Genomic DNA, 23,957 nt, shown 5'->3' with positions numbered 1-23,957 from the left:
CTTGGCCCACTCCTGAATCCCATCCGTTCCTGATACACGCGACTCCGTCATCGAGCGTTGGACAACCGATAAACAAAAAACGCGAATCCTGCCTTGAAATCACGCCTTCTCAAGCTCGCCGGCATGAAACCTGATAGCCAGCAATATCAAAGGCACGTAAGCGATCACCAAGGCCAACATTCCATCCACGTTCCACAACACAACGCATGCTGCCAACGGCAACAGCCAGAACAGGTTAATCGCCGCCACCGCCAGCGTCACCGGCAGATGTCGGCCATAGTGGCGGGAAGCGAACTGATAGGCATGGCTACGATGAGCTTCATAGACTTTATCGCCTCGCAGCAAGCGTCGTATCAAAGTAACGGTCGCATCGACAATAAAGACCCCTAGCAAAATCAACCAGACCCACAGCAACTTAGGCGAAACCCAGGCCGCCTGCAGGGACAGCAGCCCCAGGATGATGCCAAGAAACCCGCTGCCTGCATCGCCCATGAAAATACGTGCGGGAGGAAAATTCCAGTACAGGAAACCCGCGACTGCCGTTGCAAGCAACAACGGAGCCACGATCAGGCTTTCAAAACCACCCAACCAATAAAGTAGGCATGCCCCAAGGCAAGCGCAAATCGCTTCGACGCTGGCAATACCGTCAATTCCGTCCATGAAATTGTAGAGGTTAAGCATCCAGACCAGATAAAAGGCCGCCAGGACATGTCCGAACCATGCCAGTTGGAAGTCCGCTCCTAACAATGTAATGACCGGAAAGCCGCCTAACCATATCAATGCCCATGATGCAGCGGCAAAATGCCCTAGCAATCGCCAGCGAGCCGCAATATGACCATGGTCATCCAGGAAGCCGAGCACGGCAATCCCTGCCCCCGCCCCAAGCATCGCCCACATGGTCGACCATGGCAGGAAATCGGCAACTGCCAAGACGGGCAAAACCAAGAGAAAGCTGAGAACAATCGCTACACCACCACCTCGGGGGGTTGGCACCGTGTGCGAACTGCGGGCGTTAGGAATGTCAATGATACTCCGGACAAGCGCATAACGGCGCAGCAGCCAGGTCAACACGCAGGAAAAACAGACAATCAGCAGCAATAACAGAAACATAGCAGTCATATGAACATCCGACCTGAGTCCATTTAAACGAGTCTTGAAATATCAACGTCTCAACCAGAGCGCTTTTCAAGCCAATCGCGACCTGCCTTGATCAGCGCATCCCGCCCGTCTTCCTCTGGATGCCATCCTAATAGACGCCTCGCCTTGTCCGAGCTGATACGCAACGAACAATAGAGTTGAACGTACAAGTTTTGACGGCCTATCAGATTAGCGGCGAACGAAACCAGGCGCTCCGGAACAGGAAACATACGTGGCCGTTTGCTCATGCCCTGCGCTAAAAGCCTTACTATCTCTGCCGTGGATAGATCACATTCATCGGCGACGAGAAAAAGCTCCTGAGCGGCATTTGGGTGCTTCACACATAGCTCCAGGAACCCCACCAGGTTCCCAAGCGATATCATGCTTCTCCTGTTCGTCACCGCTGCAAAAGGAAGTGGCAGCCCGCTACCAACCAGACGTAACAGCCTGGCAAAGTTACCCGGTGCATCCGCGTCATAGACTAACGGTGGACGGACCACAACAAGCTCGACGGAGGATGTGCCCAACAGCGTTTTAAGTTGCAACTCTGCCTCATGTTTCGAAACAGCGTAATCTGCATGCGGATGTGCGTCCGATTGTTCGTCAAAGGCCGCCGCGCCGGTTTCCGAGCCGTTGACACCTATCGAACTGACAAATACGAAACGTCGAATATTCGCTGTGACAGCCAATTGAGCCAAACGTACCGTTGCCTCGCAATTAGCGGCACGATAGCGCTCGATAGCATCCACATGTTGCTCACCCAGCATATGGGCACGGCCAGCCAGGTGAACAACAGCATCGATATCCAGTGCTGCAATATCTAAATCATAGGAATGTTCAAGGTCAGCCAACAGATAATTGACATGATCGATCGGATCAGCCAATTTTCGGACAACGGCATATACTTCATAACCGCTACTCAGGAGTCTGTGGCACAACGCTCTGCCAATAAACCCGTTAGCTCCAGTTATGAGAACCTTTCGCACATCTTTATGATTATTGACAGTCACGGCCGGAAAGTCCTCGTCCGATAGCAAAGTACAGAAGTCCAGCCTGCGCCATATCATCCGGATTGAAGACGTTTCGGCCATCCACGACAATGGGGTAACGCAAGACTTTTTTAAGCCATTCGGGTTCGAGTGCCCGGTACGCTTTCCATTCAGTACAAATCACCAGGGCATCGGCACCGTCAACAGCATCTTCCCGCGAGTGGCACAGTACCAGATCGTCGCGAACGCCATAGATCCGCCTACATTCTTCCATCGCTTCCGGATCATGAGCCCTGACCGATGCCCCAGCGCTCCACAAGGCTTCCATTAATGTCCGACTAGGGGCGTCTCGCATATCATCCGTGTTTGGCTTGAACGCCAAGCCCCACAGCGCAATGCACTTCCCCTTTAGTTGTCCATCGAACGCCTGAGTCAGCTTTTTGAACAATACTTCTTTCTGGCGGTTATTGACCGCCTCGACAGCCAATAACAATTCAGGGTCATAACCGACTTCCTGAGCCGTCCGGGCAAGCGCCTGAACATCCTTGGGAAAACAGGAGCCACCGTAGCCGCACCCAGGATAAATGAAGTGGTAGCCAATTCTTGGGTCAGATCCGATACCCAGACGAACGCTTTCTATATCCGCATCAAGACATTCGGCCAAGTTTGCCAATTCGTTCATGAAACTGATTTTGGTAGCCAACATCGAGTTGGCCGCGTACTTAGTCAACTCCGCAGAACGGATATCCATGAACATGATTTTGTCATGATTGCGATTATACGGCGCGTAACACTGTCGCATCGCATCAGCAACTTTTTCCGAATCAGTGCCCACTATAATTCGAGGTCCTTTTGTAAAATCGTCAATCGCAGCCCCTTCCTTGAGAAATTCAGGATTGGAGCAAACATTGAAATCAATGACCTTATTCCTCGCATCGAGCTGCTCTTGAACGACAGCTTTTACCCGGTCAGCAGTACCCACCGGAACAGTTGACTTATCGATAATCAGCTTATCGCTGTTCATATATTGGCCGATGCTTCTGGCAACCGCCAAAACATACTGAAGATCCGCCTTACCATCCTCATCCGGTGGGGTTCCAACTGCGATAAATTGCAGATAACCGTGCTCAACACCTTCTACGGCATCGGTTGAAAACTTCAATCGTCCAGCCTGAACATTATTAAGGATGAGTTCGTCCAAGCCGGGCTCGTAGATGGGTATAACACCCCTATTCAAGGCATCAATTTTTTCCTTGTTGATATCAATGCAAATCACCGAATGCCCGACATCCGCCAGACAAGCACCGGTGACCAGCCCAACATACCCACTACCAAATACTGTAATTTTCATCGACACCAACTTTTATTTATTTTTCAGACAGCAGACTATCAAAATACCTAATCGTTTTTTCCAAACCTTGATCAAGCATGATAGTTGGTTGCCAATCTAGAATTTCCTTGGCATAGCTAATGTCTGGTTGTCGCTGCTGTGGATCGTCTTGAGGCAATGGTTGAAAAACAAGCTTCGAGTTTGAGCCAACTAATTCAAGGACTCGTTCTGCCAACTGCCTGATCGTGAATTCCCCCGGATTGCCCAGGTTGACCGGTCCGGTAACCTCATCCGAAGTATTCATCAGCCGAAGAAAGCCTTCCACCAGATCATCGACGTAACAGAAGCTACGCGTCTGCTGCCCTTCGCCATAAATAGTAATGTCTTCGCCACGAAGGGCCTGAACGATAAAGTTACTCACGACCCTCCCGTCATTTGGGTGCATGCGCGGACCATAGGTATTGAAAATACGCGCAATTTTAATACGCACGTTGTGCTGTCGGTGGTAATCGGAGAACAGGGTTTCAGCGCAACGCTTACCCTCGTCATAGCACGAACGGATCCCGATAGGGTTTACCTTTCCCCAATAGGATTCAGGTTGGGGATGAACCTCGGGATCGCCGTAGACCTCACTGGTGGAGGCTTGGAATATCTTGGCCTTGGTACGCTTGGCGAGGCCAAGCATATTGATCGCGCCGTGCACACTGGTCTTTAATGTCTGCACCGGGTCGAACTGATAATGTACAGGTGAGGCAGGACACGCCAAGTTATATATCTCGTCAACCTCCACATGCAATGGAAACGTGACGTCATGACGAAGCAATTCAAAATAGGGATTGGATAACAAGTGAGCGATATTGCGCTTCGCCCCGGTATAGAAGTTATCAACACACAGTACTTCGGCCCCCTGCTCCAAGAGCCGCTCGCACAAATGAGACCCCAGGAAACCCGCTCCGCCAGTTACCATTACACGTTTCATAGTCCCTTCCTCAAAATTCGATAGTAAAATCCACCCAACGCGTGGGTGAGGGTATAAAGCGCTGCGTGGGCACTGGAGGTTCCGGGGTACTCCTTGTGCACCATGTACATACGTTCCAGCATGTATTTTTTTGAACCGGATATCTGACCGGCAATTCGCCGATAATTTAAGAGTGGATAGGACAATTTTATACTATCGCCTATTGCTTCATGCACTCTCAGCCAGCAATGATAATCTTCGACGGCCTTGTAACGGATATCTTCGTTGAAAGGGAAACGCAGCATGATTTCTTTCTTTAGAACGACACTCGACGTCGGGATTCGTCCCTTGAGCTGCTGCTTAGCGAAGCTGATCCGCTCACAACCGACGTTTTCGACCTTCGGAAAGGACAGCAGCGTATCGTCGATAAAATCCTTCATTTGCGTGCAGCAAAAATCCACACCGCTCTTTTCAAGTGCTTCCATCTGCAACTTTAGTTTCTGAGGATGCCAAATATCATCCGCATCCAAAAAAGCGATCCAAGGACCAGTTGCATGCCTAACACCTATGTTTCTCGGTGCCGCAGGAGCACCGTTATTACGCTCTAGAGAAATCAGCTTGATCCTTGCGTCTTTTTCTACAAATGACTGGACAACCTGGCGAGTCGAGTCCTTCGAGCAGTCATCTATAACAATCAGCTCCCAATTATCATAGGCCTGATCGATCACAGACTGTATTGATCTCGCTATCAACGCCTCCGCGTTATAGGACGGCATGATGACAGAAACCAGTTCCCCAGCTAACTCACTCAACCTCTATCTCCTCTTGGCATTTTAGCCCTGACATTATCAACCCAACGCAATCCAAATCGGCGCTGAATCGCAAGCGGTTTGAGCTTGACACGTTCGACCGTATGGCTCGCCAGTTTATCCCACTCTTTATTCTTCAAAGCCATGACAACGTCGTCCTCATCCCGCTGGTCGTCGGAAAACGAAGTGTCATCGGCCGTCATCTTGCCCGTTTTCAACATTGAAATAAGACGCTCGGGATCGGCCCCGTCGAAATATTCATAACGCGTGGTTTCCAACGCTCGAACATATTCAACAAACTGAGCAAACCGATGAGACCTCAGGTAGAGAAAGCGTAGCGTCTTGCGAATGACCATATCAGGATCAAGGGGGATGAGCGCATCAGCCGCATATAAGGAGTCCTTATTTCGAAAGACTCTGACGAATCCAGCCTCCTGATAAGTCGACGGCCCCAGGCATATGACTTGTTTACCGCAAACCCCTGCTTCCACCGCCGAGCTACCACCGTTCAGGACAACGATGTCAGCCTGCTGAATGAGGTCATAGGTGCTCGCTTTCTGTTCACTGGAAATACAATAGATATCGTTTCTTTCAGCCCAGTTCTTGTAGAGGGCCAGCGAACGATCACCTACGGCCTTGCCAATATTTTCAGCCCAATTCGGATGGCAGCGGACGACTACCTGCTCAGGTTTGATCGAAAAGGCTTCAAACAAATCGTCCAAGGCTTTTGTATTATCCTCCCAGGCCGTCTGCCACTCATCATGGCCGGCGAACTCATTCTTGCTGCTAGGGATAATCAGAACCCTGGGGCCATTACCACTCAATGGCCAAGGGGCGGGCTCTGGATTCTTATTGTACAGTCGCCATTCAAGCGAGTTCCTTTGTAGAAAACGTTCCCCTGCAAGTCGCCCGGCAAGTTTCGCCTGTTCTCCGGTTAGAGGTCTATCATCGTAGTCCTTAACCATGTCGCCCAACGCTCTAAGAGACAAGCAGTTCGCGTTGGGTATTAACTGAAGCCCATCACCGAACCAAGTCCTTTCATGCGTCACATAAGGTATATTCTTCTGTTCGCAAGCATACGTTACTGCCCGAGTGAGATCCATGCGCCCATTGAAACATATGACCGCATCAAGCTTTTTCTCCTCGATCCAACGCAACGCACTTTGATATACCTTATTGACAGGCTGATGCAGACTTTCACGGACAGCGACAACCTGAGGCTCGTTCCACTCAGCTTCAGACTCGGTTCGGTTTAGTGTACACGAGCTAGATAGAGCCAAGTCATCCAGTACTTTAACGCTTAAGGTTGCAGAACTGCTCCCGATAGAAGTGATATTCTCGACAGGAAAGCTTCTCACCCCACCCAAAATGCACTTGGGGCATTCGACCAGTTTACGCTTACCCTTTATAGCTCGCGAATAACAGTTACTAACGGCGCCATCACAAGTAAGAAAAAATGTCTCATGCCCACCCTTAGCGAGAATCGTGGCCAGATAATACAAATGCTCGACATGAGGTCTAAACGAGAACATATTCACAAGACCAACTCTCATTAGAGCCGTACTCCTTTTTTTATCGAGCAAATAAAAACATATATCAAACTCACAGCACACAGCGAGGCCAGCACAAATATAAACATAATCACATTGAGCGACGACAGAACAGGAGACACCAACAGAGTATCAAGTAAAGCCACATAAAAAACAACTTTAAATACTCCTGTATAACGCAACAGCAGAAAATTCATATAAGAAAGCCCCACTCCAAAAAGAAGAGCGCCTACAGCAACACCAAGCCCGCCATACTCATAGTAAATCGAACCAGGCAGCGAATTAAATAACCCCGCGTATTGATAATCCCCGCCGGCAGAACCAAAAATTTTTGAACACAGCAAAAGCAATCCACCCCACAAAGCAGATCCACCTGCGTCCGAGGGCAGATATTGGATATTTTCAGAAAGCACCCAAAAAGTGTGAGCGACGTAAAGCGCAGTTAACAACAGATAATTCTTCAGATCACATAACACTCCACTACTGCAAGCGTCATAGGATTGAGTTTTAACTCCATGCAAATGATCCACAAAACTATTCAAATATGCTTCTGAGTCGTTTCCTCCGACAGAGGCACGAGCGTAGAAAACATACATAATTACCATCAAGCACAAAAACCCGACAAGCAAAATCCAACTCAAAGATCTGACCTTAAAAAATTCCGAATACACTTCACGACCAGAGCTTCCGCGCGCAATGATTACTGCAACAAAACTCACAGCCAAGACACCTATTAATGAGCGCCCGCCTAAAATATACGAACCCGTCAATAGCGAAAAAACAATAAGCCCACTCAAGACGCGCCTTTGGCTGGTAGAAAAAAATTCGTAATAATAAATCAAAAAAATAAAAGCGAAGTAATACCAAAACTGCAACAGATTGCCCGCCACACTAAAAATAGACGAAACCCCCTGCCCTTCCCCCCTTTCACTGTTTAAACGAGCCCTAATCTCAACAAAGTTATCATTGATAAAATCCACCCCCTGATATAAAGACCTGTCTATGATTAAAAATATCAGCCCCACTATTGATATCCAGCAGGAAAACCGCATCACCAGGTACAGGTGATGCGGTGGCCGCCGCGCTTCTTTTCGGACTACGCAAGGACTGGCCGCATATAAACCTAGCGATAGAACAAGGTAGGACAAGATAAGCGAGATATAAAATAACGCGTATATGCCATAAGCCGGATATACATCCGCAAAAGCAGAGGTAAAGGGAATAGAGAGCTCCAAGACAAGAAAAAAAAGCGCCACCATTGAAATTATTATGACGGGAGACAATATCTGCCACAAATCTCTTTTTGTGATAATCAACCCTACCACCCCCCCAGTTTAACGCTGCTTTATTTTAGGAGATCATAACTTAATGGCGTATTTCTCTTAATATCCACAGACGCCACTTTGCCTAGAACCCCCTCTAAATGCTTAGGGGCCAATCCATAACCTGGACGAACACTTCTCACATTTCTAAGGGTTATTGCCTCGCCCTTGGCAATATCCTCTACAACGTATAAAGATCGCCGAAATTGCACGTTTCCTTGCTCACTCGATTTACGACCGTAATCAATCTTACCCAGCGCCGCCCATGCTGTCTTACTGTCCCTGCATAGCGCCATGAGCTCAGATGGCTCGAGTGAAAAACTATCATCGGGTCCACCGCCACTCCGGTCCAGAGTAAAGTGTTTCTCAATGATCGACGCTCCGAGCGCAACGCTGGTAATTGCCGTAGTATTGTCCAAAGTATGATCGGACAAGCCTGTTACCAGCCCATGACGTTGAATCATGTCTGGTATGGTACGCAAATTATAATCATACGCAGGCGCAGGATAGCCACTAACGCAGTGAAGAATGGCCAATTCCTTGCAACCACCATCATGAGCGGCCTCAATGGCTTCCGCAATTTCCTCAGCATCCGCCATACCGGTCGAGATAATCATTGGCTTGCCCGTGCTGGCCACGTATTTAATCAGAGGCAAATCGACTGCTTCGAAAGAAGCAATTTTATAAGCTGGCGCCCCAAGAGTCTCTAGGAGGTCGACCGCAGTATTATCAAAGGGCGAACTGAAGATTGTGATATCCAGTTTCTTGGCATATTCAAATAATGGAGCATGCCACTCCCAAGGCATTTGAGCCTCGAGATATAGTTCGTAAAGAGATTTGCCACCCCACAACCCTCCCTTTATTTGAAACTCTGGAGCACTTGAGTTCAGAGTTATGGTGTCCGCCGTATAAGTTTGCAGTTTTACCGCATCCGCGCCATTTTTTTTTGCAGACTCAATTATATTGCGCGCAGTTTCAAACACCCCATTATGATTAGCAGAAAGCTCAGCAATTACATAAGGAGGATAATCAACACCTATTTTACGTCCAGCGACGGAAATTACTGGCTTCATATTCAGCTCCTAGATAGTTTAACCAGCTTTTCATAGATCACCGGCCTATGAGACTCCCACTCCCGCGAGAGGATACCAAGCCGAAATACATCGACGTATCGCCCATCAATTAAGTGATGCTCACGCAGAACTCCCTCAACCTGGAAGTTAAACTTCTTATGAAGCTTTATAACCGACTCATTGAAAGCAAGAACTTCGCACACCAGCTTATGCAGACGCATATCATTAAATGCATAATCCAAGGCAAGAAATTCCATTTTACTCCCTGTGCCTTTTGGCGCCTCAGGAGCCGCATAGAATGCCCATGACGAAACGGCGTTCGTAATGCTAAGATCATTAAACCCAACGATACCCATGGGCTTACCGTTGATCTCATACATAAAATATAATTGATCATCGCGGAGCTGAACACGTGCCCACCAAGCCAAGTGTTCCTCAAGGCTGATTTCATGCCTTGTATACATATTCGCTCGAATATTTGGCGCATTTCGCCATGCGAGCATCAGCTCCAACTCGCTGGCGGCAATTTCACGAAGCTTACCGAAAGCCTCTGTCTTTATAACCATCGATAGCACCGACGTCAGTTATGGTTCTTATAACAAGCTCACAACCAGCTCCATCAGTGATAGAACTTGAGTGTTCACTTAACGACTTCAAAAACTCCGGTCTCCTGACAGCCTTATCGATGACATTAGCCAACTGGGCTGGAGACTCCGTATCCACCAATTCCACCGCTTTTGCCCGGACCAATAGATTCGCTGCAAACTTCTGATTATCCGCCAGAACCAACATGGCGGTGGGAACTCCCAAACAACAACGCTCCCAAGATGTGGCTCCAGCAGCGCCAACTGAAAAATCGCTATCCGCCATTAACTGCGCCATATCATTGACATTCACCCTTACTTCGGTAAACCAAGGCATTGTACTAGCAAACTGTTGAATATCATTTAGCCAAGGAGCAGTGGCACCCATTACAACGATGATGCGGCAATCATAAGGCAACACCGTCATCTTCAACTGCTCTAAAATTTTACGCGTGACATTATCTTTATCAACCCCCCCCAAGGTGATTAATATTGAATTAAAACTATAATCAGTTCGCCGACTCAAACTATAAGATCGCAATCTCGCAAATTCAGGACGGAGCAGAGCATATTTTGAGCCACACAATGCAATACAACTGGGCGGCAATAGCGAATCATAGTCCTCGATCTTTCGCCCGAAAGTCTGATCCAACAAAATATCGCAGACATGTTTCCGATCAGCCAAGTCATCGATCACAAATAACCTTAGCCCCCCCCTTTTAAGCATAAGCTCCCAAGTGACATCAAGGGCATAATGATCAACAATCAACCAATGAGGTTTTAGATTATCTAGTAAACTTGAGCACTGCTCTGCATCACGCTCTTGTGAAACACCCAACCAGTGCCAATGATGTGTATCACCACATGTTTTCGTTATGTATTCGAGCAAGTTACCAGACGGCAATATATATACCGAGAAGCCTCTTTCACGTATAACGTCTATGAGATTTCCGGGGTGCTCTCGACAAATGAAGTGACACTCGGCACCTTGCTTTCTCAACGCGTCAGCCAGAGTAAGACAGCGCATAACATGCCCACTGCCAATCTGCAGCGAAGCATCTGCCCGAAACACCACTTTCAGGCCGTTCACGACAGCCCCTTCTCCGCTTCCAAAGCCTTGTACATCCACTCCGCACGTATCCAATCTTCCGGGGTATCAATATCCTGAACCCGATAACGTGGCAGTAACACCGCTGTGGATTCGGGTGTAAATATCATTTTTCCAGTCAGCCATGCGTTGGCAAGGCCCCAGTAGAACTGCCCGGCATCGTGATAACTTTCTTCAAGATCTTGAGAGCGGGTGTTGAAATATTCGGCGTTGAACATTTCGACGCGCCCCGACTCAGTCAAGCGAACCGCTCTTTGAATAGGAAACGCGTAGCTGGTAACCGAAAACGCGTACTGACTTCGGGTTTGCTCAAGTATAGCCAAACCTTTCCTTAGATCTTCAGCGGTTACAAAAGGCGCGGTCGCATAGAGGCAACAAACCTGATGGGCGTCGGCCCCCTCAGCCTGAAGCTGTTTAATGGCATGCTGCATGACTGGTATGGTACCGGTGTAATCATCAGAGAGCTCAGCTGGACGCATGAAGGGTGTATCTGCGCCGTACGTGCGAGCGATCCCTGCAATTTCCTCATCGTCAGTTGATACAATGACTTTATCGAAGCAACCACTATCAAGTGCTGCTTTTATTGACCAAGCGATCATGGGCTTGCCGCAAAACATTTTGATGTTTTTTCGCGGGATACGCTTACTGCCACCTCGGGCAGGGATGACAGCCAATCTCATGCGCCCAGGGCCTTTTTGATAGCGGCGACAACCTGATCCTGTTGTTCATCGCTCATTGTCTGAAACATCGGAATGCTAATAGCTTCGCGGTAGTAATCCTGAGCCATAGGAAAGTCCTCGGGCTTGAAACCCATTCGCGCGTAATACGGCTGTGTATGCACTGGAATATAGTGCAAGTTCACTCCAATTCCTTGCTCACGGAGGGAGTCGAAAACCTCGCGGTGACTTTTTCCTATTTTGTCCAGCTCCAGGCGAATCACGTAGAGATGAAGTCCGGAATAACTGTCAGCATGTTGCCAAGGAGTCACCACGGGCAATGCTGCCAGCAAGTCATTGTAGCGAGCGGCCAACTTGTGACGCCGGGCGACGTATTGGTCCAGACGCTCCATCTGGCTGATGCCAAGCGCCGCCTGCAGCTCAGTCATCCGATAATTGAAACCCAGGTCAATTTGCTGGTAATACCATGGGCCATCCGCTTCGTGTGTCATCAGGTCCGAATCGCGGGTGATTCCATGGCTACGCAACAACGCCATTTTGCCTGCGAGTTCAGCATCGTTGGTTAAAGCGATCCCACCTTCGGCAGTGGTAATAATCTTGACCGGATGAAAACTGAATACCGTGATATCGCTGTATCTGCCGTTTCCGATGTACTCGTTCTTATACTTTCCACCAATGGCATGAGAAGCATCTTCAATTATCTTGAAGCCATAATGCTTAGCCAGCTCATGGATGGCTTGCATATCGCATGGCTGTCCAGAAAGATGAACCGGTACAACCACCTTGGGCAAGGTACCTTCTTTTTCAGCCAGTTCCAGCTTACGCTTCAACGCCAAAGGGCAAAGATTGTAGGTGCGTGGATCGATGTCGACAAAATCTACTATTGCACCGCAATACAATCCACAGTTAGCAGAGGCAACGAAAGTAATAGGACTTGTCCATAGACGGTCACCAGGGCCCAACCCCAAGGCGAGGCATGCGATATGAAGTGCAGATGTAGCACTATTTACCGCCAGCGCATGATTAGCCCCTACATGGGCGGCAACTTGTTGCTCGAAGCGCGGAACCATGGGACCTTGGGTAAGGTAGTCGGACTGTAAAACCCTCACCACCGAATCGATGTCCGCTTGAGTAATATCCTGGCGACCGTATGGAATCATGAATCAGATGCTCCCGATTTTGGCTTCGTTAAGAGCAATCCAGTTACGCAGCTCCTCGTCGCTCATCCATTCGGTGTTGTTATCGCTTGAATAGACAAATCCTTCCGGCACCTTCTTGCCATCCTTGATGCGGTTCGGGCAGGTTGCCCATTCGTTGATCACAGGTAGTATCTTGAAGTGCTCTGGGTACTCGTAGGTGTAATAAGAGTCCTCGGCACTGATCATTTGTTCGTGAAGCTTCTCACCAGGACGAATACCGACGATTTTCTGCTTGGCGTCGGGAGCTACGACACGAGCAAGATCGATGACCTTCATCGATGGGATTTTTTTCACATAAATCTCACCACCTTCCATGTCTTCAAAGGCATGCCAAACCAACTCAACGCCTTCCTCCAGAGAGATCATGAAGCGAGTCATGCGCTCATCAGTGATCGGCAGCTCGCCTTTGTCCTTGATCGACATGAAGAACGGAATCACTGAGCCGCGCGATCCCATGACATTACCGTAACGCACGACAGCCATACGGGTCTCATGACCGCCTGCGTAAGAGTTGCCGGCGACAAACAACTTATCGGACGCCAGCTTGGTAGCTCCGTATAGATTGATTGGGCTGCTAGCTTTGTCTGTGGATAGGGCCACGACACGCTTGATGCCCTTGTCGATACAAGCGTCGATCAGATTCATGGCGCCATTGATGTTAGTCTTGATGCACTCGAATGGATTGTATTCAGCAGTCGGTACGATCTTTGTAGCAGCGGCGTGCACAACATAGTCAACGCCATCAAGGGCACGATAAAGGCGTTCCTTGTCGCGAACGTCGCCGATAAAGAAGCGAACGCGTGAATCGCCTTCGAACTTCTTCGCCATGTCCCACTGTTTCATCTCATCCCTGGAGAAGATAATGATTTTCTTGGGGTTATATTTGGCCAGGGTCATCGGCACAAATGTATTACCGAAAGAACCGGTACCGCCAGTAACCAAAATCGTTTTATTACTCAACATCTAGACGCCCTCAAACCCAAAGCGAAACTTGATTATTTTTGCAGGACCACCTACGACTATCGCCCCTAGCGGAACATCCTTGGTCACCACGGAATTCGCACCGACAATGGCATGCGATTCAATTTTAACACCGGGCATTATAACCGCATTCGCGCCAATCCAGACATCGTCACCGATCTCGATCGGCTTATTGTAGTGCGCCAGAAAATCTTCACGGGCGATCCTGCGCTCCTGCTCGCGGATATTCACCCCCGCATACCGGTCATGCACGTGCGAGGTGGATGAAATGAAAATATTCGGCGCCAGAAGACATTCTTTACCAATTGTAACGTCTCCATTGATAGTGACGTTGCGCTGAATTGTTGTTCCTGCATCGATGGAAATCCCGGTCAATGCCGATAGCTCAACGCCATCATTTAGCCATACTTTATCGTTTAATCGAATGCTACCCGTGCCAGCATTCAATAGCGCCTTTCGAACAGTCGTATGGCGACCTATCGCGATACTCCCTCGCCTGGAGACTCGCGCAAAAGGCGATAGCAAGGATCTTTTTGATAAAGCCAAAAAAAACAGGTGCAGCACACGAAATCGAGTGCATATACCGTCAAATATTCTTTTTAACAATGCTTACTCTCCAAGAGGTGTAAACCAACAGCATCAACATTACAAAAAAACCGCCACTCATCAATGACACATATGCCAATAAGTCGTCAGAAGCAAACCATGCGTTATACACAATCATCAAAACAGCAAAAAAACCAAGTGCAGCCACCTGAATGATCAGCAATTTGTTTCTTTGCGACATTACCAATAAGTAGGAAGAATAGAAGTCTGCCGAACGCAGAACAGCGAAAAACCAAAAAACAGCACTTACGTCAACACCAACATCAAGCCAGGATGCTGCAAACCAAGGAGTTTGCAAAAGCCATAACAGACACAGCAACATTACCGACAAGAGTAGACACACTAAAAAGGAAATTCGGACAACATACCTAAACCCTGCTTTAGGATCGGCCTGACAGATGTGCGGAAGCAACGTGATTACCCGAGTATTGATTAGCTGTTGTATCGAAAGCCCAACCATTACAACCAAAGAAAGATAAGAAAACCTGGAAAACCCGCCCGCATCCATGAAATAAGCAGCAAACACCCTATCCACATACTGCATAAATGCCCCTATGCAAGTAACAGGGACAAACTTCAGGCAATCAACCACAAAATCCATATCAGGAAATTTAGCACCGACAAGCCAAAATAAAAGCGAGCGAAAACAGAGAACAAGCCCAGTACAGACTTCGGCCTGGATTGCAAATATGGCATCTTCAGTGACGTAGCCCACCCACAAGCCTGCGATAGCCACCCACATATTGCGATAGAACAACCGTCTCGCATAGCCGACAAAGTCCTTTCGGCTCTTTATGACCATCAAGTCAACGGTAAAAATAAAGAAGACTAGGACTTGCACAAGCGACAACAGAAATATGGTTAATGGCGCCGCCGACCAAAAGCCATACCCAAGCAACGCGACAAGCCCCACTACCCAAGAGCCGCCACCAAACCACTTCGCATGGGCGGAAAATTCAGAAAGTCTCTCTTCATCCCCCACAAGTAGCGGCATTTCAGCATGACATTTTATTATCACACCCGATCCGACAACAAGCACACCCAGGCCGACCATCAATAGATAGTAATTTACTTGAGCATATTGATCCGCAGAAAGAAGATGAGCATAGGCGAAGCCTTTCAATGCCGCAATCATAGAGGCAGCGCCGGCAAATAGAAGATATGCCCATGCCCGTAGCCTAAACGAATATTTTTTGAGCATCCCTATCGCCGACACAGCTAATTTCCGAATAAGTATTAATTGAGTATTCAAACTGAAGCATAAGTCTGGCGCGAGAGATGGGAGTGACACCTTTATGTACAGTAATCGTATCCTCTATCAAACATGTCCCGGCAGGGCCTAACACTTCAATTATATTCTCCGCCCCGTAGCCTGCAACAATTTCATCATCCGTAAAACGACGCGACTTGAACAGCGGAGTTTTATATCTAATTTCTCGATTCGATGTTTTGACATAAACATGGGGACCGGCTTGTTCATCCACATCGGTCAAATAAAAAAAGAATTTAACAAATTTAAGATCATCTAGATCAAAATGAAATACATGTGCATGACGCGCCCTGTCTTCCGCACTTGCATCAACCGGGAATGTCCACCACATATTGACACTCATCAACTTTGGCGGAACTTTAAGATAACGGGCGGCAATGGAAAGCAAGTACGGATCGTTCGCGATCCTGGCAATCACGGCATCTTGCTCGGCACTGAAATACTGCGCCAACAGAAGTTCTTTGCCTAACAATGCCTCTGCCTTTTCTCTATCCTTCAGGTAGAATCCCTTTGTTTGATCCCTATCAGCAAAGCAAGGGTGGTTCTCAGAATAACTCAGAAGATACTGAACTGTATCGGCGGGTAACTTAGGCCCAACCATTGCACCGCTTGCTTCCAGCTCTGCAACTACAGGACCGATGGAGTTCGAATCAAACTCAACAAACGACTCATGCCGACGCGCCAACTGCTCCTTACAAAACCTCTCCAAACGCTTTTTATTGAATAAAGCAACCACATTCCAGATCAATATCCTGACTGACCTGCGCTTAAACAAACCGCGCATGATCTTATATTTACTCAACATAATCCTAGCCCTTGCCCATAGTCATCTTTACGATATATGCGATGCTGCTCCCGACAGACATCACTAAGGTCCGACTTTTCCGCCTTCCTACCAACAGCTCCAGCGGATGCCATACCTGTCGAGCATACAACGACACATGCCTGCGGGATTATACGCTTGCCAAAAGACACGCTGCATGACCCCGGACAATTACGTAGATAAAACAACCGGACCGAGCTCAGCCCTGTTGCTCGAACGGGATAGGGAATAACCCCACTACAGGGAAACGCCTGAACACAAGTGCACTACCGATACCATGCGAGCCCATACCCCCCCCCCTAAAAAAATAAGCCCGCCGCTTCGGGACGGCAGGCTAATCCTTTCCGGAGGCAGGAGACGCTTGTCGCTACCACCTATCCTCAAAATAGAACTTCATCCTTGGTTTATAGTGCGAGTATCGCGATTGACTACAAAACGAATCAATGCAATAAATCCGGCTAATATGAAGCCAAAAACAGCACCTAAGGCCATTATTAGAGCCTTCCTGGGCTTGATCGGACTTTCCGGCACTTCAACGCTACCATCCTGACGATACACCGAGATACTTTCCGGATCTATATTCAGTTTTTTATAGAAACTGTAGCGCATCTGAAGCGGACGCAAATCAGGTATGAAAGCATCGTCGGAGGCTCGACTCTCCAATGCCTTGACCTCTGCAGCCAATGCCTTGCTTCCACGCTGATAATCCATTTTATTTCCGGTATCAACGGTGATATCTACTGCGGCAGAGGAGTTTATGGTCGGAGTAGTCAAGCCAATCGCCTCTGCAATCTTCAATGCCTCACGCAATTGCTGAATCCTGTCCTCACGCACCCGCTGCGCGGTTTCGCGCAAACTGACAATCCGCTGCTCCAGATTACGCGCCCTCACTGAAGCCTCAGCTGTAACGTTCTTGATCAGCTCCGATTCGGCGGCTTCGCTGGCACGACTTACATAGGTCTTGGCCCATTCCGTCGCCCGTGCGGGGTCTCCGCTTTGGACAGTGACCGAAAAACGATCCGGCGTGTCCTTACCCGGCCCTTTGACTACAAGCTGTCGAGAGAAACGATCATAGATACCATCAAGCGGCCCCTTGCGCTGAGCCTCGTCAAGGGAAGGAAGATATACTTCATTGAAGAATTTTTGACGCAGGGATTCAGCTTGGAGATTCCGGGCAAAGACGTCGTAGACATGCTTAATTGAATATGTTTCCAGCTCGGTACTCTTCCCCCGGCCGTAATTCAATTCAGCAATACCATTCTGAGTAGGCGGCATGATGAAAAGCTTGGCCTCATAGACCGGCTTGCTAAGGAACGCATAGGCAGCGGCGCCGACGGTAACCAAAAGCGTGATACTTATGATCAGCCATTTTTGCGCCCAAAGCCCGCGCGCAAGCTCAAACAGATCAATCTCGTCCGCGCCATTTCCTTGAGTATTTTTATTTTGCATGTATGGCCTCGCCTCGTCTTTTTGTCATTGCACTTGCAGACAAACTGAACGCATCCTGAGGCTGGACAGCAGGCAAGGCCTCGGCGAATACAACGGTAAACTGGATTAAATTAAGCACAAACAGATACACCCGCAGTCAGAAAAAATTGTAGGCAGCGATCCTTACTCCAAGACTACCGGGTTCCCGCATCCTTTATTTCAACCGTCGACGCGCCCCCAACAACGCGAACAACGGGCCGATCACCATCCCCACGAGAAGCGCTAGAAGCACAAAAATTGATACTGGAAGTTGAGGCCCTGACCAACCCAGGAACAGCAGCGCAACAGGCTGATGATTTTCAAGCACGAACAGGACAATAGCAGAGGCCACGAGCAGCGCAAGTACGACAAGCGCCAGACGTTTAAAGTTCCGCATGAATCCCCCTTTGTTTTAGTAAGCGGTTAAAGGGCATCCCCCTCCTCTTCGTTTACCCGATCCCTAAGCTCCTTGCCGGGCTTGAAATGAGGTACGAATTTCCCATCAAGGCTCACTGACTGCCCGGTCTTGGGATTACGCCCCACCCGCGGAGCACGGTAATGCAAGGAAAAACTGCCAAAGCCACGGATCTCGATTCGATCCCCGGTTGCCAGGCACTGGGACATTTGTTCAAGCATGGTCTTGATGGCCAGCTCCACATCCTTGGATGAGAGTAGCCCTTGATGGGTGACAATTCGTTCGATCAACTCCGACTTCGTCATATTTTTCCCTTCTTTATCAAGCAGCTAGATCAGTGCTTCGAAAGGTTTTAGCATGCCCGGAAGGATTTGAACAGCCCAAGTATTGACAAATCTTTTGAGCATCTGACCATCCCTTTTTGGTGCAGACACCCCAAGCTCTTCCAACTATCGACAGATGACCAGCATAGTACGGGTCAAGTACCCGGCGGGATTGAAGCCGAAGGGATACCAGTCCTCATCCTTGGCATCGTCAGATCGAGTTATTACCTTGTAGCCCGCCCCCTTGCACTCCCTGCCCGCGCGCTTGTGGCACTTCTCCCACCCGGAACCCAACCCCGAGCAGTCGACTTCGATGCCGCTTACACCGCGCACCGCATGGGTCTTGGCGCTGGTAGAACAACCCGCCATAACCAGAACAGCCACTATCAGCAAAAGCTTTTTCATCCGAATCCTTGAGCCAGGATCCTGAGCCCAATCATTTGGGCCAGGCTCGAACCAGATCCTATTGATGATTGATCCGCCTGATAAAGAGACAATTTGAAGAGCGGGTTGGTTTCCCAAGTGCCGACCTGACAGCGATCATTCCGAAACGCCAGGAAAACCGAGAATACAACGGGCACAAAAAAGGGCGACCGAAGTCGCCCTTTTTTACAGAAAGCCAGAACTCAGTTCTGCTTTTCCGCTTGTGCAGCACGCAGCAGGTCACCCAGGGTGGTCGCTACTGGAGCATCCGTAGCTGGCTTGTCGCGCAGGCTCTGGATAGCTTCTTTCTCTTCCTCAACGTCCTTCGACTTGATCGAGAGCTGGATTACGCGACTCTTGCGGTCAACGCTGATGATCTTGGCTTCTACTTCTTCACCTTCTTTCAGGACGTTACGCGCATCTTCAATACGGTCACGGCTGATTTCGGAGGCTTTCAGAGTCGCTTCGATATCGTCGGCCAAGGTGATGATGGCGCCTTTGGCGTCAACTTCTTTCACGATGCCCTTAACGATTGCGCCTTTGTCGTTCTCTTGAACGTACTCGGAGAACGGATCGCTTTCCAGTTGCTTGATGCCCAGGGAGATGCGCTCGCGCTCTGGGTCAACCGACAGGATAACGGTGTCCAGCTCGTCGCCCTTCTTGAAACGGCGTACGGCTTCTTCGCCCACTTCGTTCCAGGAGATATCGGACAGGTGAACCAGGCCGTCAATGCCGCCGTCCAGACCAATGAAGATACCGAAATCGGTGATCGACTTGATGGTGCCGGAGATCTTGTCGCCCTTGTTGAACTGGCCAGAGAAGTCTTCCCATGGGTTCGACTTGCACTGCTTGATGCCCAGGGAGATACGACGACGCTCTTCGTCGATGTCCAGAACCATGACTTCCACTTCGTCGCCGACTTGTACGACTTTCGAAGGGTGGATGTTCTTGTTGGTCCAGTCCATTTCGGAAACGTGTACCAGGCCTTCAACGCCTTCTTCCAGCTCAGCGAAGCAGCCGTAGTCGGTCAGGTTGGTAACACGAGCGGTGACGCGAGTGCCTTCTGGGTAACGGGCTTTGATAGCAACCCATGGATCTTCGCCCAGTTGCTTCAGGCCCAGGGAAACACGATTGCGCTCGCGATCGTACTTCAGAACCTTGACATCGATTTCGTCGCCAACGTTGACGATTTCCGAAGGATGCTTGATACGCTTCCAGGCCATGTCGGTGATGTGCAGCAGGCCATCGACGCCACCCAGATCGACGAATGCGCCGTAGTCGGTGAGGTTCTTGACGATACCTTTGACCTGCTGGCCTTCCTGCAGCGATTCCAGCAGAGCTTCGCGCTCGGCGGAGTTTTCGGCTTCCAGGACGCTGCGACGGGAAACGACAACGTTGTTGCGCTTCTGGTCCAGCTTGATGACCTTGAATTCCAGCTCTTTGCCTTCCAGGTGCGTGGTGTCGCGCACTGGACGGACGTCAACCAGGGAACCTGGCAGGAACGCACGGATGCCGTTAACGTCGACAGTGAAGCCGCCTTTAACCTTACCGTTGATAACGCCCTTGACCACTTCCTCAGCTGCGAAAGCCGCTTCCAGAACGATCCAGCATTCAGCGCGCTTGGCTTTCTCACGGGACAGCTTGGTTTCGCCAAAGCCATCTTCAACCGAGTCCAGAGCAACGTGAACTTCGTCACCGACGTTGATGTTCAGCTCGCCAGCGTCGTTGTAGAACTGCTCCAGCGGGATGAGGGCTTCAGACTTCAGGCCAGCGTGAACGGTTACCCAGCGAGCCTGGTAGTCGATATCAACGATAACACCGGTGATGATGGAGCCTGTCTGAAGGTTCAGGGTTTTCAGGCTTTCTTCAAAGAGTTCCGCAAAGCTTTCGCTCATTTTAATTCCTGTTGATTGGGGCGAAGGATACGCCCGGCTCCACACCCCAGACGGTGTGGGTTAGTTTCATATAAAAGAAGACCGCAGGACTATGACTGGTCCCCTGCGGAGCTTCCTGGTCACCCGGCGATATCGCGAATGGCGATCTCGCTCATGATGCGTTGCAACACCTGATCGATGGACAACTCCGTGGAATCCAGCTGTATCGCATCGGCCGCCGGTTTTAGCGGGGCTACTGCGCGCTGGGTGTCACGCTCGTCGCGCGCACGGATCTCATCTAGCAGACTCGACAGACTAACATCCTCGCCCTTGCCCTTCAACTGCAAATATCGGCGGCGAGCCCGCTCCTCCGCACTGGCAGTGAGGAAAATCTTCAATGGCGCGTCCGGAAACACCACCGTTCCCATGTCCCGACCATCGGCCACCAGCCCCGGTGGTTCCTGGAATGCCCGCTGACGCTGCAGCAACGCTTCGCGCACCGCCGGTAGCGCGGCAACCTGCGAAGCGCCTGCACCCACGCTCTCGGTACGGATGACATCGCTGACTTCGTCGCCTTCCAGGATGATGCGCTGCAACTGGCCCTCGGTCGCGGCGATGAACTGCACATCCAGATGCGCCGCCAGGGCCTTGAGCAGTTCTTCGTTGGTCAGGTCCACGCCATGGTTGCTGGCCGCGAACGCCAGCAGTCGATACAACGCCCCCGAGTCGAGCAGGTTCCAGCCCAGTTGACGGGCCAGAATCCCGGCAACGGTGCCCTTGCCCGAGCCGCTAGGGCCATCGATGGTGATGACCGGTGTCTTGATCTTCACGACTGCGCCTCTTGTGCTACTCGAATACCGACCTGCGCACACAGCGCGAGGAAGTTCGGAAACGACGTCGCGACGTTGGCACAGTCGTGGATGCGGATCGGTGCGCTGGCACGCAAGGAAGCCACGCTGAATGCCATGGCAATACGGTGGTCGCCATGCCCATGAACCTCGCCGCCGCCGATCTGGCCGCCGTCGATGATGATGCCATCCGGAGTCGGCTCGCACTTGACCCCCAGCGCCAGCAGGCCATCAGCCATCACCTGGATACGGTCCGATTCCTTGACCCGCAGCTCTTCGGCGCCAGTCAATACGGTACGCCCTTCTGCACAGGCCGCCGCCACGAACAGCACCGGGAACTCGTCGATCGCCAGCGGAACCAGCGCTTCCGGAATCTCGATACCCTTGAGTTTAGCTGCTCTTACGCGCAGGTCCGCTACGGGTTCGCCACCGACTTCACGCTGGTTTTCCAAGGTGATATCAGCGCCCATCAGGCGCAGGATATCGATCACACCGGTACGGGTCGGGTTGATGCCGACGTGTTCGAGCACCAGTTCGGAGCCCTCGGCGATAGACGCTGCCACCAGGAAGAACGCGGACGAAGAGATATCGCCTGGCACTTCGATGTGGGTGGCCGTCAGCTTGCTACCGGACTCAACGGACGCCGTGGCCCCGTCGACCGTGACCGGGTAACCGAAACCGCGCAGCATGCGCTCGGTGTGATCGCGGGTCGGGGCGGGCTCGGTGACGGTGGTCTTGCCTTCGGCATAAAGACCGGCCAGCAGCAGGCAGGATTTCACCTGGGCGCTGGCCATCGGCATGGTATAGGTCAAGCCCTTGAGCTTGTTGCCGCCACGAATGGTCATCGGCGGACGCCCGTCGGCCGCCGTCTCGATGACCGCACCCATTTCCCGCAGTGGATTGGCCACGCGATTCATCGGACGCTTGGACAACGAAGCGTCGCCGGTCAGGACACTGTCGAAGTCCTGGGCGGCCAGCAGGCCGGACAACAGGCGCATCGAGGTACCCGAGTTGCCTAGGTAGATCGGTCCAGGGGCAGGCTTGAGACCATGCAGGCCGACCCCATGGATGGTCACGCGGCCATGGTGCGGGCCTTCGATGACCACACCCATGTCGCGAAATGCCTGCAATGTCGCCAGGGCGTCTTCGCCTTCGAGGAAGCCTTCCACCTCGGTCACGCCTTCAGCCAGGGAGCCGAGCATGATCGAGCGGTGGGAAATCGATTTATCGCCCGGTACACGAATACGCCCACTCAGGGAGCCACCAGGTTGTGCCAGGAAAATCAGATCGTTGGAATTCATAGCGTCCACATAGGCCCGACGGGCCAGGATTTTACTGAAATGCTCGCGGGCCACCCTGGCGCGTGTGAAAACGCCCAGCAATTGGTGCCCGTCCCCTGCATCGACCGCGTCGCGCAAGGCGTCGAGATCGCTGCGAAATGTATCGAGTGTGCGCAGGACAGCTTCGCGATTGGCGAGGAAGATGTCGTGCCACATGACCGGGTCGCTACCAGCGATTCTCGTGAAATCGCGGAAACCGCCGGCAGCGTAACGGAAGATCTCGAGATTTTCATTGCGTTTGGCCAATGAATCCACCAGACCGAACGCCAACAGGTGCGGCAGATGGCTGGTAGCGGCCAGGACTTCATCATGCCGTCCGACCTGCATGTGCTCGACATCGGCCCCCAGCTCACGCCACAAACGGTCCACCACCGCCAGCGCAGCCGGATCGGTTTGCTCCAGCGGCGTCAGAATCACCTTGTGGCGGCGAAACAGTTCGGCGTTGGAAGCTTCAACGCCGCTCTGCTCGGAACCGGCAATCGGGTGACCGGGCACGAACCGTGCCGGCATCCCACCGAAAGCCTCGGTGGCCGCCCGCACGACGTTACCCTTGGCGCTGCCGACATCGGTCAGGATCGCCTCGCCCAGGTCCATGGTCGCCAGGCGCGCCAGCAATTTCTCCATGGCCAGGATCGGCACCGCCAGCTGGATGACATCGGCCCCCTGGCAAGCAGCGGCCAGGTCAACCTCGCAACGATCGACCACACCAAGCTCCACCGCCAGCTTGCGCGATTGCGGGTCCAGGTCGACACCGACCACCTCACGACACAGACCGCTCTCGCGCAGCCCCTTGGCGAACGAACCACCGATCAGCCCCAGGCCGATCACCACCAGGCGACCGATCATAGGCA

22 protein-coding genes and 1 pseudogene are annotated in these 23,957 nt (G+C 50.9%); all 23 read right to left on the bottom strand.

What is annotated here, in order from left to right; translation table 11 throughout:
- Positions 1 to 99: 99 nt before the first annotated feature.
- Positions 100 to 1,119 (bottom strand): MraY family glycosyltransferase, encoded by a 1,020-nt coding sequence (locus BLP99_RS00715; protein ID WP_072458107.1) that lies wholly within the window; start codon positions 1,117 to 1,119, stop codon positions 100 to 102.
- Between the two features lie 50 nt (positions 1,120 to 1,169).
- Positions 1,170 to 2,147 (bottom strand): NAD-dependent epimerase/dehydratase family protein, encoded by a 978-nt coding sequence (locus BLP99_RS00710; RefSeq protein WP_256327586.1) that lies wholly within the window; start codon positions 2,145 to 2,147, stop codon positions 1,170 to 1,172.
- Positions 2,134 to 3,477: a UDP-glucose dehydrogenase family protein gene (locus BLP99_RS00705; RefSeq protein WP_072458108.1), complete on the bottom strand. Its 1,344-nt coding sequence runs from the start codon at positions 3,475 to 3,477 to the stop codon at positions 2,134 to 2,136. The genes BLP99_RS00710 and BLP99_RS00705 overlap by 14 nt, the downstream gene beginning before the upstream one ends.
- 16 nt (positions 3,478 to 3,493) lie before the next feature.
- A complete protein-coding gene (locus BLP99_RS00700; RefSeq protein WP_072458109.1) occupies positions 3,494 to 4,435 on the bottom strand; it encodes a UDP-glucuronic acid decarboxylase family protein in 942 nt (313 codons plus the stop codon).
- A complete protein-coding gene (locus BLP99_RS00695) occupies positions 4,432 to 5,226 on the bottom strand; it encodes a glycosyltransferase family 2 protein (protein WP_172834644.1) in 795 nt (264 codons plus the stop codon). Before BLP99_RS00695 ends, BLP99_RS00700 begins: the two co-directional genes overlap by 4 nt.
- Positions 5,223 to 6,776 (bottom strand): capsule biosynthesis protein, encoded by a 1,554-nt coding sequence (locus BLP99_RS00690; RefSeq protein WP_072458110.1) that lies wholly within the window; start codon positions 6,774 to 6,776, stop codon positions 5,223 to 5,225. The genes BLP99_RS00695 and BLP99_RS00690 overlap by 4 nt, the downstream gene beginning before the upstream one ends.
- Entirely contained in the window at positions 6,776 to 8,089 is a 1,314-nt protein-coding gene (locus BLP99_RS26045) for a hypothetical protein (protein ID WP_143007924.1), read from the bottom strand. Before BLP99_RS26045 ends, BLP99_RS00690 begins: the two co-directional genes overlap by 1 nt.
- Positions 8,090 to 8,118: 29 nt before the next feature.
- Complete coding sequence (gene pseI, locus BLP99_RS00685; protein WP_092179499.1) at positions 8,119 to 9,168, bottom strand: pseudaminic acid synthase; 1,050 nt, start codon at positions 9,166 to 9,168, stop codon at positions 8,119 to 8,121.
- Between the two features lie 2 nt (positions 9,169 to 9,170).
- On the bottom strand, positions 9,171 to 9,734 hold the full coding sequence (gene pseH / locus BLP99_RS00680; RefSeq protein WP_072458112.1) for a UDP-4-amino-4,6-dideoxy-N-acetyl-beta-L-altrosamine N-acetyltransferase: 564 nt from the start codon (positions 9,732 to 9,734) through the stop codon (positions 9,171 to 9,173).
- The gene (gene pseG, locus BLP99_RS00675) at positions 9,706 to 10,842 is read right to left on the bottom strand and encodes a UDP-2,4-diacetamido-2,4,6-trideoxy-beta-L-altropyranose hydrolase (RefSeq protein ID WP_305955639.1); all 1,137 of its coding nucleotides are present in this window, start codon (positions 10,840 to 10,842) and stop codon (positions 9,706 to 9,708) included. Before pseG ends, pseH begins: the two co-directional genes overlap by 29 nt.
- Positions 10,839 to 11,540, bottom strand: a complete 702-nt coding sequence (gene pseF / locus BLP99_RS00670; protein ID WP_072458113.1) for a pseudaminic acid cytidylyltransferase — start codon at positions 11,538 to 11,540, stop codon at positions 10,839 to 10,841. The genes pseG and pseF overlap by 4 nt, the downstream gene beginning before the upstream one ends.
- Positions 11,537 to 12,697 (bottom strand): UDP-4-amino-4,6-dideoxy-N-acetyl-beta-L-altrosamine transaminase, encoded by a 1,161-nt coding sequence (gene pseC / locus BLP99_RS00665; RefSeq protein ID WP_072458114.1) that lies wholly within the window; start codon positions 12,695 to 12,697, stop codon positions 11,537 to 11,539. The genes pseF and pseC overlap by 4 nt, the downstream gene beginning before the upstream one ends.
- 3 nt (positions 12,698 to 12,700) lie before the next feature.
- A complete protein-coding gene (gene pseB, locus BLP99_RS00660) occupies positions 12,701 to 13,699 on the bottom strand; it encodes a UDP-N-acetylglucosamine 4,6-dehydratase (inverting) (RefSeq protein WP_072458115.1) in 999 nt (332 codons plus the stop codon).
- Positions 13,700 to 13,717: 18 nt separating this feature from the next.
- A pseudogene (locus tag BLP99_RS26720) lies at positions 13,718 to 13,876 on the bottom strand (DapH/DapD/GlmU-related protein); the annotation flags it as partial.
- Positions 13,877 to 14,303: 427 nt separating this feature from the next.
- Positions 14,304 to 15,458, bottom strand: a complete 1,155-nt coding sequence (locus BLP99_RS00650; protein WP_072458117.1) for a hypothetical protein — start codon at positions 15,456 to 15,458, stop codon at positions 14,304 to 14,306.
- A 43-nt stretch (positions 15,459 to 15,501) separates the two neighbouring features.
- The gene (locus BLP99_RS00645) at positions 15,502 to 16,398 is read right to left on the bottom strand and encodes a hypothetical protein (protein ID WP_072458118.1); all 897 of its coding nucleotides are present in this window, start codon (positions 16,396 to 16,398) and stop codon (positions 15,502 to 15,504) included.
- Positions 16,399 to 16,809: 411 nt separating this feature from the next.
- Positions 16,810 to 17,865, bottom strand: a complete 1,056-nt coding sequence (locus tag BLP99_RS00640) for an LPS O-antigen chain length determinant protein WzzB (RefSeq protein WP_072458119.1) — start codon at positions 17,863 to 17,865, stop codon at positions 16,810 to 16,812.
- Positions 17,866 to 18,058: 193 nt separating this feature from the next.
- Positions 18,059 to 18,280, bottom strand: coding sequence for a lipopolysaccharide assembly protein LapA domain-containing protein (locus BLP99_RS00635; protein ID WP_072458120.1), 222 nt, complete (start codon positions 18,278 to 18,280; stop codon positions 18,059 to 18,061).
- Between the two features lie 26 nt (positions 18,281 to 18,306).
- Positions 18,307 to 18,603, bottom strand: coding sequence for an integration host factor subunit beta (gene ihfB / locus BLP99_RS00630; protein ID WP_072458121.1), 297 nt, complete (start codon positions 18,601 to 18,603; stop codon positions 18,307 to 18,309).
- Between the two features lie 144 nt (positions 18,604 to 18,747).
- Entirely contained in the window at positions 18,748 to 19,026 is a 279-nt protein-coding gene (locus BLP99_RS00625) for a hypothetical protein (RefSeq protein WP_072389362.1), read from the bottom strand.
- A gap of 221 nt (positions 19,027 to 19,247) precedes the next feature.
- The gene (gene rpsA / locus BLP99_RS00620) at positions 19,248 to 20,939 is read right to left on the bottom strand and encodes a 30S ribosomal protein S1 (protein ID WP_072458122.1); all 1,692 of its coding nucleotides are present in this window, start codon (positions 20,937 to 20,939) and stop codon (positions 19,248 to 19,250) included.
- Positions 20,940 to 21,058: 119 nt separating this feature from the next.
- The gene (gene cmk, locus BLP99_RS00615) at positions 21,059 to 21,748 is read right to left on the bottom strand and encodes a (d)CMP kinase (protein WP_072389366.1); all 690 of its coding nucleotides are present in this window, start codon (positions 21,746 to 21,748) and stop codon (positions 21,059 to 21,061) included.
- On the bottom strand, positions 21,745 to 23,952 hold the full coding sequence (locus BLP99_RS00610; RefSeq protein ID WP_072430278.1) for a bifunctional prephenate dehydrogenase/3-phosphoshikimate 1-carboxyvinyltransferase: 2,208 nt from the start codon (positions 23,950 to 23,952) through the stop codon (positions 21,745 to 21,747). The genes cmk and BLP99_RS00610 overlap by 4 nt, the downstream gene beginning before the upstream one ends.
- Positions 23,953 to 23,957: the final 5 nt, after the last annotated feature.

It is taken from the genome of Pseudomonas sp. NFACC32-1, from assembly GCF_900101215.1.
GTDB lineage: Bacteria > Pseudomonadota > Gammaproteobacteria > Pseudomonadales > Pseudomonadaceae > Aquipseudomonas.
The sequence above is the reverse complement of the archived record's forward strand: the minus strand, read 5'-3'. Positions and strand labels throughout refer to the sequence as shown.

Coding starts and splice junctions, on each gene's coding strand:
- BLP99_RS00715 (WP_072458107.1), bottom strand. CDS start 1,119: ATGACTGCTATGTTTCTGTTATTGCTGCTGATTGTCTGTTTTTCCTGC.
- BLP99_RS00705 (WP_072458108.1), bottom strand. CDS start 3,477: ATGAAAATTACAGTATTTGGTAGTGGGTATGTTGGGCTGGTCACCGGT.
- BLP99_RS00700 (WP_072458109.1), bottom strand. CDS start 4,435: ATGAAACGTGTAATGGTAACTGGCGGAGCGGGTTTCCTGGGGTCTCAT.
- BLP99_RS00690 (WP_072458110.1), bottom strand. CDS start 6,776: ATGAGAGTTGGTCTTGTGAATATGTTCTCGTTTAGACCTCATGTCGAG.
- pseI (WP_092179499.1), bottom strand. CDS start 9,168: ATGAAGCCAGTAATTTCCGTCGCTGGACGTAAAATAGGTGTTGATTAT.
- pseH (WP_072458112.1), bottom strand. CDS start 9,734: ATGGTTATAAAGACAGAGGCTTTCGGTAAGCTTCGTGAAATTGCCGCC.
- pseF (WP_072458113.1), bottom strand. CDS start 11,540: ATGAGATTGGCTGTCATCCCTGCCCGAGGTGGCAGTAAGCGTATCCCG.
- pseC (WP_072458114.1), bottom strand. CDS start 12,697: ATGATTCCATACGGTCGCCAGGATATTACTCAAGCGGACATCGATTCG.
- pseB (WP_072458115.1), bottom strand. CDS start 13,699: ATGTTGAGTAATAAAACGATTTTGGTTACTGGCGGTACCGGTTCTTTC.
- BLP99_RS00650 (WP_072458117.1), bottom strand. CDS start 15,458: ATGATTGCGGCATTGAAAGGCTTCGCCTATGCTCATCTTCTTTCTGCG.
- BLP99_RS00645 (WP_072458118.1), bottom strand. CDS start 16,398: ATGTTGAGTAAATATAAGATCATGCGCGGTTTGTTTAAGCGCAGGTCA.
- BLP99_RS00640 (WP_072458119.1), bottom strand. CDS start 17,865: ATGCAAAATAAAAATACTCAAGGAAATGGCGCGGACGAGATTGATCTG.
- BLP99_RS00635 (WP_072458120.1), bottom strand. CDS start 18,280: ATGCGGAACTTTAAACGTCTGGCGCTTGTCGTACTTGCGCTGCTCGTG.
- ihfB (WP_072458121.1), bottom strand. CDS start 18,603: ATGACGAAGTCGGAGTTGATCGAACGAATTGTCACCCATCAAGGGCTA.
- BLP99_RS00625 (WP_072389362.1), bottom strand. CDS start 19,026: ATGAAAAAGCTTTTGCTGATAGTGGCTGTTCTGGTTATGGCGGGTTGT.
- rpsA (WP_072458122.1), bottom strand. CDS start 20,939: ATGAGCGAAAGCTTTGCGGAACTCTTTGAAGAAAGCCTGAAAACCCTG.
- BLP99_RS00610 (WP_072430278.1), bottom strand. CDS start 23,952: ATGATCGGTCGCCTGGTGGTGATCGGCCTGGGGCTGATCGGTGGTTCG.